Source organism: Paenarthrobacter sp. A20 (assembly GCF_024168825.1).
Classification (GTDB): domain Bacteria; phylum Actinomycetota; class Actinomycetes; order Actinomycetales; family Micrococcaceae; genus Arthrobacter.
Window position 1 is genome coordinate 1,417,416 of sequence record NZ_JALJWH010000001.1, and the last position, 16,891, is coordinate 1,434,306.

Below are 16,891 nucleotides of genomic sequence, written 5' to 3' on the forward strand. Positions count from 1 at the left end.
GTTCTTAGTCTGCGAGCTCCACCATCACGGGAGCGTGGTCCGAGGCGCCCTTGCCCTTGCGTTCCTCACGGTCGATGGAGGCACCTGTGACACGCGATGCCAGCGCCGGGGACGCGAGGCAGAAGTCGATGCGCATGCCTTCCTTCTTGGGGAAACGCAGCTGCGTGTAGTCCCAGTAGGTGTAAACGCCGGGGCCGGGAGTGTAAGGGCGGACGACGTCGGTGAACCCGGCGGCTTCGAAGGCGTGGAAGGCGGCGCGCTCGGGTTCGGAGACGTGGGTGTAGTTGTTGGTGCGGAACAGCTCGATGTCCCACACGTCGTCGTCGAACGGGGCGATGTTCCAGTCACCCATAAGTGCGATCTGGGCGGTCGAGTCGGACTTGACCCACTCGGCTGCGTGGCCCTGCAAGACGTCGAGCCACTTGATCTTGTACGGCATGTGTTCGTCGTCCAACGAGCGGCCGTTGGGAACGTAGAGGCTCCAGATCCGGATGCCGCCGCAGGTGGCTGCAATGGCACGCGCTTCCTGGGCGGGGTCCTTGCCTGCCTTGCCGAATGCCGGCTGGTCCAGGAAGGTGCGCTCCACATCGTCCAAACCCACACGGGAGGCGATGGCCACCCCGTTCCACTGGTTGACGCCGAAGTGTGCAACCTCGTACCCCATGCGCTCAAAGAGCTCCCACGGGAAGTTCTCGTCCTTGCATTTGGTTTCCTGGATGGCCAGGACATCGCAGTCGCTGCGCTCAAGCCAGGCTTCAACGCGGTCGGCACGGGCGCGGAGGGAGTTCACATTCCAGGTAGCTATCTTCACAGCCACTAACTTACCGAACTTGGCGCTGAGCGCATCCCCTCACGGCTTTTTACCGGGATACTAGTGGCCATACAACGGCCGGGTATCGGCCAGTTTGCGCAGCCCGATGCCTGAGGCAATGAGCAGCAGGCCAGTCAGGATCGCGAACCCTGCCAGCATCCACACCACGCCCAGGAAGCCGAGGCCCGGATTCACCAGCACCACAATCCCGAACACCGTGGTGATGAGCCCGGTCAGGAACCAGAGCCCCCAGTTGCTGACGAAGTTCCTGGCAGCCAAGGACAAGACAATCTGTGAGAGCCCGAGCACCAGGGCCCACAACCCGATGAGGACGCCTACGGCCGCTGCCGTGATCCCGGGCCAGGCGATGGCCAGGATGCCGGCAGCGATCGAGATGAGGCCACCGGCAATCGACCACCGTGACCGGCCCGCGGGGTCATAAAAGTAATGGGCCAGGCTGGTGATGCCGTCGATGATCGCGAAGAACCCGAACATCACAACCACAACGAACGCCGTGGCGCTTGGCAAAGCCAGGATTAACAGGCCAAAAACGATGGCGAGGACACCCCTGACGATCAAAGCCGTTCCCGGGGTCTTGAACAATTTTCGATCCGCTGCGTCCGACATACGGTCAGCGTAGCCAACCACGTGTCCTACCGCATCCCCTCGCGCCGGATAGCGGTGGCAATTGCTGCAGCCCGTGTCTCGACACCGAGTTTGGCGTAGATATGGGCGAGGTGGGTTTTGACGGTTGCCTCGGAGATGAACAGGCGTTTCCCGAGATCGCGGTTGCTGAGGCCCTCGGTCAGCAGGCTGAGCAGTTCGGCTTCGCGCGGGGTGAGGATCTCGTCCGGATTTCGAAGCTGTTGGAACAGGCGCGAGGCCACTGGCGCGCTCATCACGCTCTTACCCTCCACAGCGCCACGGACCGCTGCGAAGATCTCTGCCGGCGCCGCGTCCTTGAGCAAATAGCCCATGGCCCCTGCGTCCACGGCACGGACGATATCGGCATCGGAGTCATAGGTGGTGAACACGATGACTGCCTGCTTGGGTCTGCGCTGGCGGAGCTGTTTGATGGCTTCGATGCCGTCCATCCCTGCGCCCATGGCAAGGTCCATGAGGACGACGTCGGGTGCGTGCTGCTGGGCCACTTCGAGCGCTTCCTCACCGGATGCGGCTTCGCCGACGACGGCGATATCAGGTTGGGTGCCCAGAAGCGCCTTGAGTCCGCTCCGGACTACGGTGTGGTCGTCCACGAGCACCACGGAAATGGTGGTCACAGGGCCTCCTTGGAAGAACTGGCCGGCGGGCTGACAGGCAGCTGCGCCGCGATAATGGTGCCTTCTCCCGGCGCGCTTTCCACCGACAATTCTCCGCCCAACTGTTCCACCCGTTGCCGCATGGCCCTCAGCCCGTAACCGCCCTTTTCCGACGGCGATGGCAGCGCTGCGGGGTCAAAGCCGCGACCGTCGTCGAATACGTCCAAGGTCACCGCATCCGGAAGGTACCCAAGCGTCACGCTGGCGTGGTCGGCACTGGCGTGCAGCTTGATGTTGGCCGCGGCGCTCTGGGTCACGCGCAGAAGGGCGTGCCGTACCTCGGAGGGAAGGAGCCTCGGGTCTCCGGTGACTTGGACCCGGATGGCATCGACGTACTGACGGGCCGCATGTTCCAGCGCCTCGGGGAGGGGCGCGGCCTCCAGGCCCGGGGCGGAGAGTTCGTGAACCAGGCTGCGGGTGTCGGCGAGGTTTCGTCGCAGCACATCGGTTGCCTTGCGCACGTCAGGGTTCGCGGCATCGGGCCAGGACCGCTGTGCTGCCTCCAGGAGGAGCAGGCTGCTAGCCAGGCCTTGGGTGACGGTGTCGTGGATTTCGCGGGAAACACGCTCGCGTTCCGCGGCGATGCCGGCCTCCCGTTCGCTTACGGCAAGCTGCTCCTGGCCGCGCTCGACCTTGTCATAGATCAACGTGAGCATGGCACCGGCGGCGAGCGGGCCCAGGAGCATGGCAACGTCCGTCCACTCGCTCATCCGGAAGAGTCCGACGGCGGTGGCGGCCACTGTTGCGCCGCCCGCCACATACGCGGCCGGCCCGCGGAAGGCCGTCCGGGTGAGGAAGAAGATGGCGAAGGAACACCACGCGAAGCTCGGGGCGACCACCACCAACGCGGCCCACGCTGCAACCAAAGCGATCATCCATGCCAACCACAGCTGGTGCCTGCGTTCGCCGGGTTGCCGCCGATGGGCCAGGAGCGCGGTCACGGTGTACAGCGCACAGACTGCTGCTGCCAACGCCACGGTCCAGAGGTTGTCCGCGGGGGAGTGCCGCATGACGTAGCGGACCGCCGAAGCGACCATCAGGACGGCAAAGCCCGAGTGCACGACGGCGTCGATGCGGCCGTCGATCCGGCTGCTTGTGTCCGGCCGTGGCGCGGCTGCTGGCATGCGTGGTTCCCGTTTCCGATTCTGTAGAGGGCGTTCTTCCCATGCTAGATGCCCCGCGTTCATTGGTCTCTCCACCTTTTGGCTGATACCGCTGGCGGAAGGTATGAGGCCGTGGCCTGCTTCGGGCCGATGCCGCAGCGGTTCCGTCCCGGGAGCATGGAGATGTACCCGATGCTTACTACGAGGAGAACTCTGTGAAGAAGTCCAACAAGATGATTGCCGCCGCCGCAGCCGGAGCACTGTTGCTTACCGGCGGTGTTACAGCCGTGGCCAATGCCGTTGCGCCTGCCGCCGCGCCGGTTGCCGCCCCCGTCAAGGTCGCAGCCGACGTTCAGCCTGCACCGGAGAACGTCGTGGCCCAGAACCGCATCACCGTGGGAGCTTCGAGCAAGGCCGTGAACGCCGCGCTCGCCAAGTGCCAGGCTGACAAACTGCCTTTCGTGACAGTGGCCCTGGTGGACCGGTTCGGCACCGTTCAGGCGCTCCTCCGTGGTGACAACGCCGCCGAGCACACCATTGAGGCGGCCAAGCAGAAGGCGTACACGGCGGCTGCGTTCGGTGCTCCCACCAGTGAACTGGCCAAGCGCATCAATGGCAACGGACCCTCGATTGCCGACCTCCCCGGCACCCTGTTCCTGGCCGGTGGCGTCCCGCTGAAGGTCAACGGTGTTTCGGTGGCCGGCATCGGCGTGGGTGGAGCACCGGACGGTGCCCTGGACGAAGCCTGCGCCACCGCCGGCGCTGAGGCCTTGGCCGTGGCAGCGAAGTAGCCATGAATCCTCGTGGAGTTTTTGTACAGATACCGCCCTTATGGAAGCGTTTTAGGGGCGTTTTCTGTACAAAAACTCCCGTGGTTGGGGCGGGATTGCTGGTGCTCGCGCTGCTGTCCGGATGTACGACGGCGACAGCCCCGCCGTCCGGCGCGCAGCCTTCCAGCCCGAGCCCGACTCAAGCAGCTCCCACCTCAGCCGCACCGTCGAGCGTGGGCCCTGGCCCGGCGTCGTCGGCTGCCGCGCCGCCCCAACTGTCACCGGAGGCCCAGATCAAAACCGACCGTCTCCTGATCCTCGCCGCGAAAGCCAACGATGTTGTGAAGGTCCGTGAACTGATCGCGGCCGGTGGCAACGTCAACGCGAAGGATGACATCCAGGACTCAGCGTTCCTCTACGCGGGAGCCGAAGGATTCAACGAGGTCCTTCAGCTGACGTTGGGTGCCGGGGCGGATGTTCGCAGCATCAACCGATACGGCGGCACTGCCCTGATCCCGGCGAGCGAACACGGGCACACGGACACTGTGCGCATCCTCATCGCGGCGGGCGTTCCTGTGGACCACGTGAACAACCTGGGATGGACCGCCATGCAGGAAGCCATCCTGCTCAACAACGGCGGACCCAACCAGCAGGACGTGGTCCGGCAGCTCCTCGCTGCGGGAGCCAACCCGGATATCCGTGACCCCCAAGGCCGAACCGCCCTGCAGAACGCAGAGCGGCTCGGGTTTGCGGAGATCGCGGCGCTGATCCGGGGTTAGACAGACTCCAGCACGCTCACGTAGTTCGCGATGCCCACGCCGCCCATGTTCTGCACGGCACCGCGGCGCGCGTTGGGCAGTTGCATGTCCCCTGCGGTTCCGCTCAGTTGCATGGCCGAGATGACGTGCTGCGAGACACCTGTGGCGCCGACGGGGTGGCCCTTCGCTTTCAGGCCGCCGGAAACGTTGATGGGCAGCTTGCCGTCCTTGTAGACCCAACCCTCCTGGACGGCACGGCTGCCTTCGCCGCGCGGTGTCAGCCCCATGGCCTCGTACATGATGAGCTCGGCGATGGTGAAGCAGTCGTGCACCTCGGCGAAATCCAACCCCTCGATGCCGACGCCCGCCATGGTGAAGGCGCGCTCCCACGACGCCCTGGTGGAGGCGAATTCGGTGGGATCGCGCTTCTCTGCCGGGAAAAAGTCGTTCGCGTGGCCAAAACCAGCCAAGCGCACAGGTGCGGTTGCGCCCCCGGTTGCCGACGTTGAGAGCACGACGGCGGCGGCACCGTCCGATACCGGCGAACAGTCCGTGCGGCGCAAGGGCTCGGCCACCATGGGGTTCTTGTCGGAAATAGTCCGGCAGAACTCTACGCCGAAGTCGCGGTGCATCTGGGCGTACGGGTTGTCCATGCCGTTGTGGTGGTTCTTGGCGGCGATGGAACCGAGGATGTCGCCGAGGCCACCGGGGTACTTTTCAGCGTCGATGCTGGACCCGTAGCGCTTCCCGTAATGCTTGGCCACCTCTGCGAACAAGCCCGTGAATCCGGTGCTGGATGCCTTGCCGGCCATTTCATACGAAGCACCGAGGAGGGCTGCTCCCACCACATCTGCGCCGGCGTCGGTCATTTTCTCTGCGCCGATCACCAAAACGTTGCGTGCTGTTCCGGCGAGCACTGCTTTCACGCCCTGCTGGAACGCCGCGGATCCTGAAGCGCAGGCGTTCTCAGTGCGGGTGGCCGGGACATTGCCCAGGTCCGCTGAGAGTTGGAGCGCCAGGGACGACGTGAATCCCAGGGGCTGCATGCCGGAATTGAACTGGCCCAGGTAGATCTCGTCGATGTCCTTGGGGTCGAGCCCGGAGTTGCTGATTGCTTCCCCCGCAACCTGGACAATTAGTGATTCCAGGGTGTCGTCCGTCAGCTTGCCGAACTTGCTGTGTCCCCATCCCGTGAGCAGGATGTCCTTGCCGAACTGGTCTTTCAGGCTCATGCGTTGGCTCCTTCAAGCGTGTGTTCTTCAGACGTGTGCGCTTCCGCGAACTCCGCGTCCGTCTTGCTGCGGATCTCCTCCACCGTGACGCCGGGCGCGAGGCGGGTCAGCAGAAGGCGGGTGCCGCCGTCGTGCGTTTCTTCGATATCGAAAACGGCGAGGTCCGTGATGATCCGGTCAACGCATCCGAGCCCGGTCAAGGGCAGGGTGCATTCGCTGACGATCTTGGCCGTGCCGTCCTTGGCATTGTGCTCTGTGAGGACCACGACGCGCGGTGTCCCGGCCACTAAGTCCATGGCTCCGCCCATTCCCTTGACCATCTTGCCGGGGATGGTCCAGTTGGCGAGGTCGCCGGAGCCGGAGACCTGCATGGCACCCAGAATGGCCACCTTCACGTGCCCGCCGCGGATCATGCCGAACGACGTTGCGGAATCGAAGATGCTCCCGCCGGGGGTGATAGTGACGGTCTGCTTGCCTGCGTTAATAAGGTCGGCGTCTTCGTCCCCTTCATAGGGGAAGGGGCCCATGCCGAGCAGGCCGTTCTCGCTCTGGAGAACCACCCGCACGCCGTCGGGCAGGTTGTTGGCCACCAGCGTGGGGATGCCGATGCCGAGGTTGACGTAGTCGCCGTCGTTCAATTCTTCGGCCGCGATGGCGGCCATCTGGTCGCGTGTCCATGCCATGGTGAATGCTCCTTTGTTTCTAAACCGTGAGGGATTCGCGTCGCGACCGGACCGTACGCTGTTCGATGTCTTTGACGCGATCGGTCGCCTGCACCAGCCGTTGGACGTAGACGCCCGGGGTGACGATGTGGTTGGGGTCCAGCCCGCCCGGCTGCACAATGACTTCGGCCTCGGCGATGGTCACCTTGCCTGCGGTGGCGACCACGGGGTTGAAGTTCCGTGCGGTATAGCGGTAAATCAGGTTGCCGTCTGTATCTGCCGTGTGGGCATGGACCAGCGCGACGTCGGCGGTGATGGCGCGCTCGCGGACGTACGTGACGCCGTCGAACTCTTCCAGAGGCTTGCCTTCGGCAACCAAGGTGCCCACACCCGTCCGCGTGTAGAAGGCAGGGATGCCTGCGCCACCGGCGCGGAGGCGCTCGGCCAGCGTCCCCTGCGGCGTGAACTCGACCTCGAGCTGCCCGGCCAGGTATTGCTCGGCGAAAAGCTTGTTCTCGCCGACATAGGACGCGATGACCTTCCGGACCTGGCCCGCCTCAATCAGGACGCCCAGGCCCTTGCCGTCCACGCCCATGTTATTCGAGACGATGGTGAGGTCCTTGGCGCCCGACTCCTGGACGGCGTCGATCAGGTCTGCGGGGATGCCGCTCAGGCCAAAACCGCCGACGGCGATGATCATGCCGTCTGCCATCAGGTCATGGAGCGCCTGGGCTGCGCTCGCGTGGATTATGGACATTCTGGACTCCTCGTTGAGTGTGGCTGGATGGTATCCACTTTGTGGACTCGTTGCCTCTGTACTGGAGCCTAGGTTTCTTCGGGTGGGTGGTCAACGATCAATGGTGTTGGCTACTCACGGTGTGGACGCTACGCTAGAAGGTGTCCATATTGTGGATGAATTCTCCAGGAGGATGCCGTGGCAGTACAAGGAGCCCAAGTAGTGGGCCGAGTGGCCTTGTTACTGCGCCTGGTGGGTCGGAAGCCCGAGGGCACGTCGTTGGCGGGCTTGGTGCGCGAATCCGGGCTGACCAGGCCAACGGTTCACCGGCTGCTGACGTCCTTGGCCGCAGAGGGTTTGCTGGAACATGATTCCGCCTCCGGAAAGTGGGTATTGGGACCGGAGATCTTCCTGCTGGGATCGGTGGCCGCGGCTCGCTTTCCCATGGAGGACATTGCCCGGCCGTCCCTGCGCAGGCTCGCTGCGGAGACGGGCGAGAGCGCGTTCTTCTCCATCCGCCGCGGGAACGAAACCGTATGTGTCCTGCGGGAAGAGGGCTCGTTTCCGGTGCGTTCATTCGTACTCCACGAAGGTGTGCGTTTCCCGCTGGGAGTGGCGTCAGCGGGCACAGCCATCATGGCTTTCCTGTCTTCCGAAGAACAGGAGTCGCTGCTGGCGGATTGGCCGTCGCATGCGGGCGACTTTGCTGGAGGGCATCCTGCGGACGTGGTGCGGAGTAACCTTTCTCAGACCCGGCTGGCGGGCTTTTCCGTTAATCCCGGGCTGATCCTGGAAGGCAGTTGGGGGATGGGCGCCGCCGTCTTTGACCAGCAAGGCCGGCCGGCCTGGGCACTTTCCTTGACGGGAATTGAACCCCGGTTCCGTCCGGACCGCCAGGAATTCCTCGGCAAGCTGTTGCTCGAGGAGGCGCACCGAATGACGGCCCGGTTGCAGGGCGGCTAGCTGAGGTCCAGGCGCATCAGCACCCGGGGGAAACCGTTGAGCACGGAGGTCGTCTCAGCTACCTTCTTGAAACCTGCCTTCTCGAAGAGCTTCCGCGTGCCTACGTAGGCCATGGTCAGATCAACCTTGCCGCCCTTATTGTCCACGGGATAGCCCTCGATGGCCGGGGCGCCGTGGCTCTTGGCGAAGTCGATGGCGCCGCGCAGGAGTTCATGGGAGATGCCTTTGCCGCGATGCCCGGGCCTGACGCGGATGCACCAGACCGACCACACCTCGGCGTCGTCAACGTGGGGGATCTTCCGGTTCTTCGCGAAAGTGGTGTCCGCGCGGGGGTGGACAGCTGCCCACCCCACCACTTCGTCGCCGTCGTACGCCAAAACGCCGGGAGGAGGGTCCTCGGCCACCAGCTTCTTCACGAACTTTCCACGGTCCTGCCTCTGGAGTTCTTGGTTGAGTTTGGAGGGGATCCTGTAACTCAGGCACCAACACACATTGGAGTCGGGGCTCTTGGGCCCAACAAGGGCTTTCACGTCATCGAACACCGTCGCGGGCCGCACTTCGATTGCCATGGCGCCCATCTTGTCATTGGGTTGAGCCCCTCAGCTAGACTTGCGGACGTGATGACCGGATCGGGCTTCTGCCCTGCACGGATCGGCTACCCGGCCGACCTCTGACGCGCTGCGGCGCCCACCGTGGTGTTGCCCCGCGGGCGCCTCCTTGTGGATCGATGAACCCTTCAGCCCATCGACATAACCCCGCATACAAAGGAGTTCCGCATGCCCGCGTTGTTCAACCACACCATCATCGCGTCCCTCGACCGCACGGCGTCAGCCGAGTTCTATCGTTCCATCCTTGAAGCTGAGGAAGCCCCAGGCTGGGGGCCCTTCACCAACCTCACGCTGGACGGCGGGGTGATGCTGCAATTCGCCGAGCCGCCGGTCGAGATCCAGATGCAGCACTACGCATTCCTGGTTGATGACCAGCACTTCGACCGCGCCTATGAGCGTCTGGTGAGTGCCGGCGTCGAACATTGGGCGGATCCGCAGATGACCCGCCCGGGCGAGACAAACACCGAACACGGCGGCCGCGGCGTGTATTTCAAAGACCCCGCCGGTCACGCGCTGGAGCTGATCACCAAGCCGTACTTCTAAAGGCGGAGCGGCGGCTGTCGAGGGGCCGCGGTGGGGTGGGTATCGCTGGTTTAAAAAACTTTTTCAATCCGGACCCATCCACCCCGTCCCATCCTCCGAATAGCTGGTGAGACACAAACCGCCGGTGTAGCAAAAGCCGCACCTGCAGCCCGTGTCCCACCACCCGATGGATCCAACGCCCTGGTTCCAAAAACAAGGAGAATGACATGTTGTCCACAAAGCGCCCCGCCCTCGCCTTCGTTGGCCTCACTGCAGCCGCCCTTCTCGGACTCACTGCCTGTGGTGGTTCGAGCACACCTTCATCCTCGTCGGCAGCTCCGTCCTCCGCGCCGGAGTCGTCGTCGGCCATGCCGTCTGCTTCGCCGTCGGCCTCCATGAGCAGCGCCGCCATGGATCCGGCCGCTAACCTTGTGGGCCCCGGCTGCGCCGGTTACGCCGCACAGGTTCCGGACGGTGCCGGTTCGGTCATGGGCATGGCCCAGGACCCGGTAGCCGTAGCAGCATCGAACAACCCGCTGCTCAAGACCCTGACCGCCGCTGTGTCAGGCAAGCTCAACCCCAAGGTGGACCTGGTTTCCACCCTGAACGGCAGCGAATTCACGGTGTTCGCACCGGTTGACGATGCCTTCGCCAAGATCGACCCCGCAACAATCGAGACGCTCAAGACGGACGATGCCCTGCTGAGCAAGATTCTCACCTACCACGTAGTCCCCGGTCAGCTGACCCCGGACCAGATCGTCGGCACCCACAAGACTGTCCAGGGTGGCGAAGTGACGGTTGCCGGCACCAAGGATGCCCTCACGGTTGACGGCGGAGCCAACGTGATCTGCGGTGGCGTCCAGACTGCCAACGCGACGGTTTACCTGATCGACTCGGTGCTGATGCCCAAATAAGCCTTAGGGTTTTGGCAGTAGCAACAACAAAGCAGTAGCAACAACAAAGCAGGCGCCGGGATCCGGCGCCTGCTTTGTTGTGTTGCGGAGTGTTGTGGTGAGGCCTAGCGGCCGAAGTCACTGTCGACGTACGAGCCGGCCCTGTTGTGTTCCGATCCACACGGGCAGTGGTCAACCTCAATCCGGACTGTCATTGGCTTGGATAAGTCCAAGGTGAGGCTCACATCCTCGCTGGCTCGGGCATTGCGACTTGCCTGGGTGTTGAGGCGGAGGGTGCCTGGGGCAGACGTGTTGGGCATGGTGGACCTTCCTGATGCGTGAATGGGTGTTGGCCGGAAACCGGGTTACTTGGTGTCTGGGTCCTGAGGTGGTTTGCCAACCAGGGGGATGGTTCCCGTCGGTGTTCCCCCGGCGCAATCGGATTCCGTGCACTTTTCGGCGCAATCGTGCCTGGTGACGAGGTCGAACTGAACGCCGCCGTGTTGTTCCACCCCGGTCCGGATGGCTCGTTCCACCACCGAGGTGGCCAGGCGTTTATGCAATTGCAGGGGATCGCGGCGAAGGTCCTTGACCAAGGCGAAACAGAGCAGCAGCATGACGATCACAAAAGGCAGGGCAGCCACAATGGTCACTCTTTGCAGCCCGGACAACGCTTCCGAGGGTTTATCGCCGCCTGCAAGCAGCATGACCGCTGCCACTGCACCGGTGAGGCTTCCCCAGAAGATCACGACTCCTCGACGCGGGTGCTCAGCACCATTGGAGCTGAGGGATCCCATCACGATGGAAGCCGCGTCGGCACCGGTGACGAAGAAGATCGCCACCAGGACCATGGCCAGGACAATGACGGCTGCGGTCAGCCAGCCGGGCATGCCCAGGTTCTTTACCAAGTCGAAGAGGGCGCCGTCGAAGTTGATGGAGGGGGCGCCGTCCACCATGGTCACCAGCCCGGGAGTTCCGGCCTTGTCCGCCTCCTGCTGAACGTGGAAGGCGGCACCGCCGAAGATCCCGAACCAGATCACGCTGACTACGCTCGGCACCAGCAGCACGCCGGTGACGAACTGGCGGATGGTGCGTCCACGGCTGATGCGGGCGATGAACATTCCCACGAAGGGCGTCCAGGAGATCCACCAGGCCCAGTAGAAGATGGTCCAGCTGGTCATCCAGCTGCGCAGGGAGTCATCTCCCACGGCCTCGGTGCGGGAGGACATTTCAGCCAAATCCCGGGCGTAGTCACCCACGGCGGAGGGGATCAGGTTGAGGATGAACAGTGTCGGCCCGGCCACGAACACAATGAGAGCGAGGACAACGGCCAGGACCATGTTGATGTTGGACAGCCACTGGATGCCGCGGCTGATGCCTGAAACGGCTGATGCCACGAAGCAGAAGGTCAGGATCGCGACGATGACCACCAGCACGGGAGTGCCGATCTCGCCCAGCCAGCCGTTGGACGTCATGCCGCTACCGATCTGGAGGGCACCGAGGCCCAGCGAGGCGGCAGTTCCGAAAAGCGTGGCGAAGATGGCCAGGATGTTGATGAACTTGCCGAGCGGCCCTTCCACCATGCGGATGCCAAAGAGCGAGGTGAAGGCCGCGGAAACCAGTTGCTTGCGGCCCAGACGGTAGGTGCCGTAAGCCATGGCGATGCCGACTACTGCGTACATGGCCCAAGGGTGCAGGGTCCAGTGGAAGATGGAGGTGGCCATGGCAGTCTGGATGGCTGCCGGTGTGCGGCCGTCCACTGTTCCTGGTGGTGGCGAGATGTAGTGGTACAGCGGTTCAGCCACGCCATAGAACATGAGCCCGATGCCCATGCCGGCGGCGAACATCATGGCCACCCAGGAGATGGTGCGGAATTCGGGCTTCTCGCCGTCCTTGCCCAGCGGGATGTTGCCGAATTTTCCGAGTGCGAGCCAGAGGACGAAGATCACGAACAACGAGGCGAGGACCATGAAGAGCCAGCCCGTGTATTCCATGACCCAGTTGAGGGCACCTTTCGAAGTTTCAGAAAGGCTGTCCCTTCCAACAAAGCCCCAGACCACGAAGGCGACGGCGATGGCGCCCGTGATCCCGAAGGTGACTTTGTCGAGGGTAAGTTTGCGGTTCCGGCGGGCCGAAACGGCCTGCTCGGTCTTGGCATGGCGCAGCTCTTCCATGATCTGTTCGTGTTCTACAGAATCGGAGAGGGGCTCTGCGCCTCCGTCCTCAGCGTTGAGGGCGGCCAAGTTGGTGTCGTCGGGGGAGACGCTGATGACTGCTTCAGGGTTCTCCGCGTGGGCGGGGCTGGCTGCGGCCGGGGTACCTGCCACGTGATCATTGGCAGGTAATTCGTCGGGTGTTAGCGGTTTTGTGTCACTGTTTATAGCCATGAGCGGGTCCTTTGCTCGGCGTGTCATGAGCCTGCATTTCTACGAGGCCTTGGTGAATGGACTGGTGGGAAGGTTGGGTCTTCCTCCGATCCGATGGTCATGGCGGGCCGTGGCGCCTCCCCGAGTGCGCGGTCACGGAGCGGGCAGGCGATAGCGATGATGCACCTCTTCTGGTTCGTGGGGCGGGGGCGGTTGAATCGTCCTTCCGCGCTCCGAAAGCGTGTTCCGCAGGAATCAACAACATCCGCACTATGCAACAGAGTGCTCTCCGTCACATCCAAAGTCAAGGGATTTTCACTCTTTAACGGCAGATTGATATATCAATTGGCTGGAAGCATACGCGTTGCGTATCATGGATGACGTTGCAAATAGCGCGTCACCTTGGGGTGCTTGGAGCAGCGGGCGTTATGCCGGCGAACGCCATCCCGGAGTGTTGGCCGATGCGTGGTCGCGCTAGCGGCGCCTGTAGCCCATTCGGTCGCTGATGGTCAGCCCGGCCTCGCGGAGACCGTCAATGAGTCCTGGCTGGTCCTCGGGTGAGAAGCGGAACGCGGGGCCGGAAATGCTCACCGCGGCAATGACGCTTCCCGCGTGGTTGTAGATGGGCACGGCAACGGCCGTGAGGCCGATTTCGAACTCTTCGTGCACTGTGGCATACCCTCTGCGGGCCACGTCCAGCAGCTGCTTTTCCAGCTCTCCACGGTTCGTCACGGTGCGGGGCGTACGCGCGGGCAGGCCCACCGTTTTGAGGACCTGGCTTCTCTCGTCGGCCGTCAGTGCAGCAAGAAGAACCTTGCCGCTGGACGTGGCGTGCAGGGGTGTCAGGCTGCCGACCCAGTCGTAGGTGGCAAGCGTCGACGGTCCCATCGCCTGGTCCACGTTTACCGCGTAGTTCGACCTCAGCACGGCCAGGTTGACGGTCTCCTTGTATTCGGCCGCCAGCGCCTCCAGGACTCCGCGTGCCTCATGCACCACACTGAGCCGGCCGGGGATGGAAGAGGCCAGGCGGAGGATCCCAAAGCCCAGCTGGTACTTGCCGCGTTCACTGTTCTGCCGGACGATGTCGCGGTTGACCAAGGAGCCCACCAGCCTGGACACGGTGGATTTATGGACGCCCATTTCTTCGGCGATTTCACTGACTCCGGCATCACCTTGGCGAGCCAGGATTTCCAGGATCTGGAGCGCGCGGTCCACAGATTGGACGCCGCCGCCTTGGGCGTCTGCGTCCTTGTCGATGTCCGGGTTGTTGCGTGCGGCCATGGTGCCTCGTGTCGTTGTCCAGGCAGGCCGCCCCGGGCTGATCGCTCTGTCCGGCCTGCACCCCTAGTCTGTCCTCATCCTAGACGGAGTTTTGCACGGACCCTTTCACACCGAGGGAACCCGCGATGGTCAACGGACCGCTGGTCAGCGGGGCTGCTGGAGGTCTGTCCACGGCAACGGCAGGACGGGTACTGGAGAGCCGGCTGCCACGCCCTCCGGAGGGACAGCCATGTATGCGTCCGCCCATGAAAGCCCACGCATCATCCCGGGCCCAGTGTGGGAGGCGGGGAACACGAGGCCGTGGATCAGGGTGCACGGTATGAGACGGGTGCTTCCGGGGGCGGGGTCAAGGTCCGCCCCGGAGACCATCTGCGCGGCCGGTTGGAAGGAACGGCTGCCCAAAGCGGCGAAGAGGGGTTCACCGAGGGTCATCAGGGCCATCATGGCGGCCAGCGGGTTTCCCGGTAATCCGATGACGAAACGGCCATCAGGAAGTTCCGCCAACACTGCCGGATGGCCCGGCCGCATGGCAATCCCGTCCAGGATGAGGCGCCCACCGAGTGCCGCAACGGCGTCGCGGAAGTGGTCTGTCCCCGATTTCCCGGTTCCGCCGGTAGTAATGGTCACGTCCGGCCGCGGTCCATCAGGGGCGCAGCCCAGGGCTGAAAGCCACTCTTCGTACGAATCGCCAATCCTGAGCTGGCCCCCGGGCGTCCCACCCAATTGCGAAATGACGGCATCGAGCTGCGGCCCGAATGCGTCGCGGACCCGTCCCGGCACAGGCTCACCTGAGGTCACCACCTCCGATCCGGTAAGTACGACGGCGACCCTCGGCTTGCGCTGTACCGGCAGGTGATCGTGTCCAGCCACAGCGGCGAGGGCAATGTGGGCTGGATTGAGGACCGTTCCTGCGGGTATGAGGACTTCACCCGCGGAGGCTTCTTCACCAGCGGGACGGATGTGCCGACCAGGGGCAGCTTCGCCCGGCTTCGTGTCGTGCCTGACTGAGAGGTGCGCGTCCCCGCAGGCCTCTCCACTCTCCTTGCGGAGTACCGCAGTGGCACCGGATGGAATCAAGCCGCCGGTGGCAATAACACTGGCTTCACCGACGGCGAGCGTCCGGCCTGACTCTGTGACGATCCACGGACCGCTGCCATTGACGGCCCAGCCGTCCATGGCCGATGACGCGTAATGGGGCAGGTCCTGGTGGGCAGTGACGGGGCTGGTCAACGTGCGCCCGATCGCTTCGCCGAGGGCGACGTTCGACGACGGAAGCGGGCCGGCCCAGTCGTAGGCCAGCTGCCGGGCTTCGGCCCAAGCCAGGGCATGCCTTCGTTCATCCGCAACCAGGGGACTGGGAGCGTCGGTAAAGATTGCTTGTGCGAGCATGGATGCCCCTGCCTGATGTGGTGGTGCTGATAAGAGCAGATACCGGGGACTGCACGGCCTTCCCGTCATGCTTGCCGCGCAGTCCCCGGTATCCGTTGGTGCGTACTGAATTTGTTCGTACTACGCCTTCACGTAGCCGTTGGGGTTCAGCACGAACTTTGTTGCCGCTCCGGCGTCGAATTCGGCGTAGCCTCGGGGAGCGTCCTCGAGCGGGATCGCTTGGGCGTTGACTGCCTTGGCGATCTGGACCTTGTCATGCAGGATGGCCATCATCAACTGACGGTTGTACTTCATGACCGGGCACTGGCCAGTGGTGAAGGACAAGGACTTGGCCCAGCCGGTACCAAGGGACAGCGAGAGGGAGCCGTGCTTGGCGGCGTCGTCGATTCCACCCGGGTCGCCGGTGACGTAGAGCCCCGGGATACCCAGGGATCCGCCGGCGGCAGTGATGTCCATGAGGGAGTTCAATACAGTGGCCGGAGCCTCATGTGAGGCATCCTTGCCGTGACCGCGGGCTTCGAAGCCAACTGCGTCCACGCCGCAATCCACTTCCGGAACGCCAAGGATCTGTGCGATCTGTTCCTTGGGATCGCCGTTGGACACGTTGACGGTTTCGCAGCCGAAGGAGCGCGCCTGCGCCAGCCGGTCCTCGTTCATGTCGCCCACAATCACGACGGCGGCGCCCAGCAGTTGCGCGCCCACGGCGGCAGCAAGGCCCACGGGCCCGGCACCTGCGACGTAAACCGTGGATCCGACGCCCACGCCGGCGGTGACGGCGCCGTGGAAGCCGGTGGGGAAGATGTCCGAGAGCATGGTCAAGTCCATGATCTTTTCCAGTGCCTGATCGCGGTCCGGGAAACGCAGAAGGTTCCAGTCGGCGTAGGGAACCAGCACAAACTCGGCCTGTCCGCCCACCCAGCCTCCCATGTCCACGTAGCCGTAGGCGCTGCCCGGGCGGTCAGGGTTGACGTTGAGGCAGATGCCGGTCTTTTGCTCCTTGCAGTTGCGGCAGCGGCCACAGGAGATGTTGAACGGTACCGAGACGATGTCGCCCACCTTGATGAACTCGACGTCGGGGCCAACCTCCACCACTTCGCCGGTGATTTCGTGGCCGAGGACCAGGTCCTGCGGAGCTGTGGTGCGGCCCCGGACCATGTGCTGGTCCGAACCGCAGATGTTGGTGGTTACCGTCCGGAGGATCGCGCCATGCGGCACCTTCCGCCCGACGTTTGCCGGGTTGACGCCCGGTCCGTCCTTGAGCTCAAACGTTGGGTAGTCAGTGTCGATGATTTCAACGACACCGGGTTCCTTGTAGGCGACTGCTCTGTTTCCTGACATGGTCACTCCCTATTCTTTGGCTGTTGCTGCAAAGTGCTGCCCAATGATCCGAAAGCGGTGCTTCGATGAGGAAATACCTCCCCAGGTTTCAGGCACCGAAGCACCATTCACGGACCATTGGACACGTGGAAAATTAGACG

17 protein-coding genes are annotated in these 16,891 nt (G+C 63.7%); 5 read left to right on the forward strand and 12 right to left on the reverse strand.

The window, feature by feature from the left end; genetic code table 11:
• Positions 1-4: 4 nt before the first annotated feature.
• Genes J3D46_RS06885 through J3D46_RS06900 form a run of 4 tightly spaced genes read right to left on the reverse strand, consistent with a single transcriptional unit; the run spans position 5 to position 3,254 of the window.
• A complete protein-coding gene (locus J3D46_RS06885) occupies positions 5-811 on the reverse strand; it encodes an exodeoxyribonuclease III (protein ID WP_231338854.1) in 807 nt (268 codons plus the stop codon).
• 60 nt (positions 812-871) lie between these two features.
• Positions 872-1,438, reverse strand: coding sequence for an HdeD family acid-resistance protein (locus J3D46_RS06890; RefSeq protein ID WP_231338855.1), 567 nt, complete (start codon positions 1,436-1,438; stop codon positions 872-874).
• Between the two features lie 26 nt (positions 1,439-1,464).
• Positions 1,465-2,091, reverse strand: coding sequence for a response regulator transcription factor (locus J3D46_RS06895; RefSeq protein ID WP_253465925.1), 627 nt, complete (start codon positions 2,089-2,091; stop codon positions 1,465-1,467).
• A complete protein-coding gene (locus J3D46_RS06900; RefSeq protein ID WP_253465928.1) occupies positions 2,088-3,254 on the reverse strand; it encodes a sensor histidine kinase in 1,167 nt (388 codons plus the stop codon). Before J3D46_RS06900 ends, J3D46_RS06895 begins: the two co-directional genes overlap by 4 nt.
• Positions 3,255-3,448: 194 nt before the next feature.
• On the opposite strand from J3D46_RS06900, the gene J3D46_RS06905 reads away from it, so the two are divergent.
• Positions 3,449-4,024 (forward strand): heme-binding protein, encoded by a 576-nt coding sequence (locus tag J3D46_RS06905; RefSeq protein WP_231338858.1) that lies wholly within the window; start codon positions 3,449-3,451, stop codon positions 4,022-4,024.
• An 80-nt stretch (positions 4,025-4,104) separates the two neighbouring features.
• Positions 4,105-4,782 carry an ankyrin repeat domain-containing protein gene (locus J3D46_RS06910; protein WP_231338859.1) on the forward strand — a complete coding sequence of 226 codons (678 nt, stop codon included), beginning with the start codon at positions 4,105-4,107 and terminating at the stop codon, positions 4,780-4,782.
• On the opposite strand, the gene J3D46_RS06915 is transcribed toward J3D46_RS06910, so the two are convergent.
• Genes J3D46_RS06915 through J3D46_RS06925 form a run of 3 tightly spaced genes read right to left on the reverse strand, consistent with a single transcriptional unit; the run spans position 4,779 to position 7,412 of the window.
• Positions 4,779-5,993, reverse strand: a complete 1,215-nt coding sequence (locus J3D46_RS06915; RefSeq protein ID WP_253465931.1) for an acetyl-CoA acetyltransferase — start codon at positions 5,991-5,993, stop codon at positions 4,779-4,781. The two genes, J3D46_RS06910 and J3D46_RS06915, sit on opposite strands and share 4 nt — an antisense overlap.
• Positions 5,990-6,676 carry a CoA transferase subunit B gene (locus J3D46_RS06920; RefSeq protein ID WP_253465933.1) on the reverse strand — a complete coding sequence of 229 codons (687 nt, stop codon included), beginning with the start codon at positions 6,674-6,676 and terminating at the stop codon, positions 5,990-5,992. Before J3D46_RS06920 ends, J3D46_RS06915 begins: the two co-directional genes overlap by 4 nt.
• A 19-nt stretch (positions 6,677-6,695) precedes the next feature.
• Positions 6,696-7,412, reverse strand: coding sequence for a CoA transferase subunit A (locus tag J3D46_RS06925; protein ID WP_253465935.1), 717 nt, complete (start codon positions 7,410-7,412; stop codon positions 6,696-6,698).
• A 177-nt stretch (positions 7,413-7,589) separates the two neighbouring features.
• Between J3D46_RS06925 and J3D46_RS06930 the strand changes: the two genes are divergently transcribed.
• On the forward strand, positions 7,590-8,354 hold the full coding sequence (locus tag J3D46_RS06930; RefSeq protein WP_253465937.1) for an IclR family transcriptional regulator: 765 nt from the start codon (positions 7,590-7,592) through the stop codon (positions 8,352-8,354).
• Here J3D46_RS06930 and J3D46_RS06935 read toward each other — a convergent pair.
• On the reverse strand, positions 8,351-8,923 hold the full coding sequence (locus J3D46_RS06935) for a GNAT family N-acetyltransferase (RefSeq protein ID WP_231338864.1): 573 nt from the start codon (positions 8,921-8,923) through the stop codon (positions 8,351-8,353). The genes J3D46_RS06930 and J3D46_RS06935 overlap by 4 nt on opposite strands.
• Before the next feature lie 207 nt (positions 8,924-9,130).
• Here J3D46_RS06935 and J3D46_RS06940 point away from each other — a divergent pair, with 207 nt between their 5' ends.
• Both J3D46_RS06940 and J3D46_RS06945 read left to right on the forward strand, forming a co-directional pair.
• Complete coding sequence (locus J3D46_RS06940; protein ID WP_253465940.1) at positions 9,131-9,505, forward strand: VOC family protein; 375 nt, start codon at positions 9,131-9,133, stop codon at positions 9,503-9,505.
• Positions 9,506-9,711: 206 nt separating this feature from the next.
• The gene (locus J3D46_RS06945; RefSeq protein ID WP_231338866.1) at positions 9,712-10,398 is read left to right on the forward strand and encodes a fasciclin domain-containing protein; all 687 of its coding nucleotides are present in this window, start codon (positions 9,712-9,714) and stop codon (positions 10,396-10,398) included.
• A 344-nt stretch (positions 10,399-10,742) separates the two neighbouring features.
• On the opposite strand, the gene J3D46_RS06950 is transcribed toward J3D46_RS06945, so the two are convergent.
• From J3D46_RS06950 to fdhA, 4 genes are all read right to left on the reverse strand, one after another.
• Positions 10,743-12,764: a BCCT family transporter gene (locus J3D46_RS06950; protein WP_231338868.1), complete on the reverse strand. Its 2,022-nt coding sequence runs from the start codon at positions 12,762-12,764 to the stop codon at positions 10,743-10,745.
• A gap of 453 nt (positions 12,765-13,217) precedes the next feature.
• Positions 13,218-14,024 carry an IclR family transcriptional regulator gene (locus J3D46_RS06955; protein WP_231338869.1) on the reverse strand — a complete coding sequence of 269 codons (807 nt, stop codon included), beginning with the start codon at positions 14,022-14,024 and terminating at the stop codon, positions 13,218-13,220.
• 144 nt (positions 14,025-14,168) lie between these two features.
• Positions 14,169-15,413, reverse strand: coding sequence for a molybdopterin molybdotransferase MoeA (locus tag J3D46_RS06960; protein WP_253465943.1), 1,245 nt, complete (start codon positions 15,411-15,413; stop codon positions 14,169-14,171).
• A gap of 120 nt (positions 15,414-15,533) precedes the next feature.
• Positions 15,534-16,751, reverse strand: coding sequence for a formaldehyde dehydrogenase, glutathione-independent (fdhA, locus tag J3D46_RS06965; RefSeq protein WP_026005570.1), 1,218 nt, complete (start codon positions 16,749-16,751; stop codon positions 15,534-15,536).
• Between the last annotated feature and the right edge of the window lie 140 nt (positions 16,752-16,891).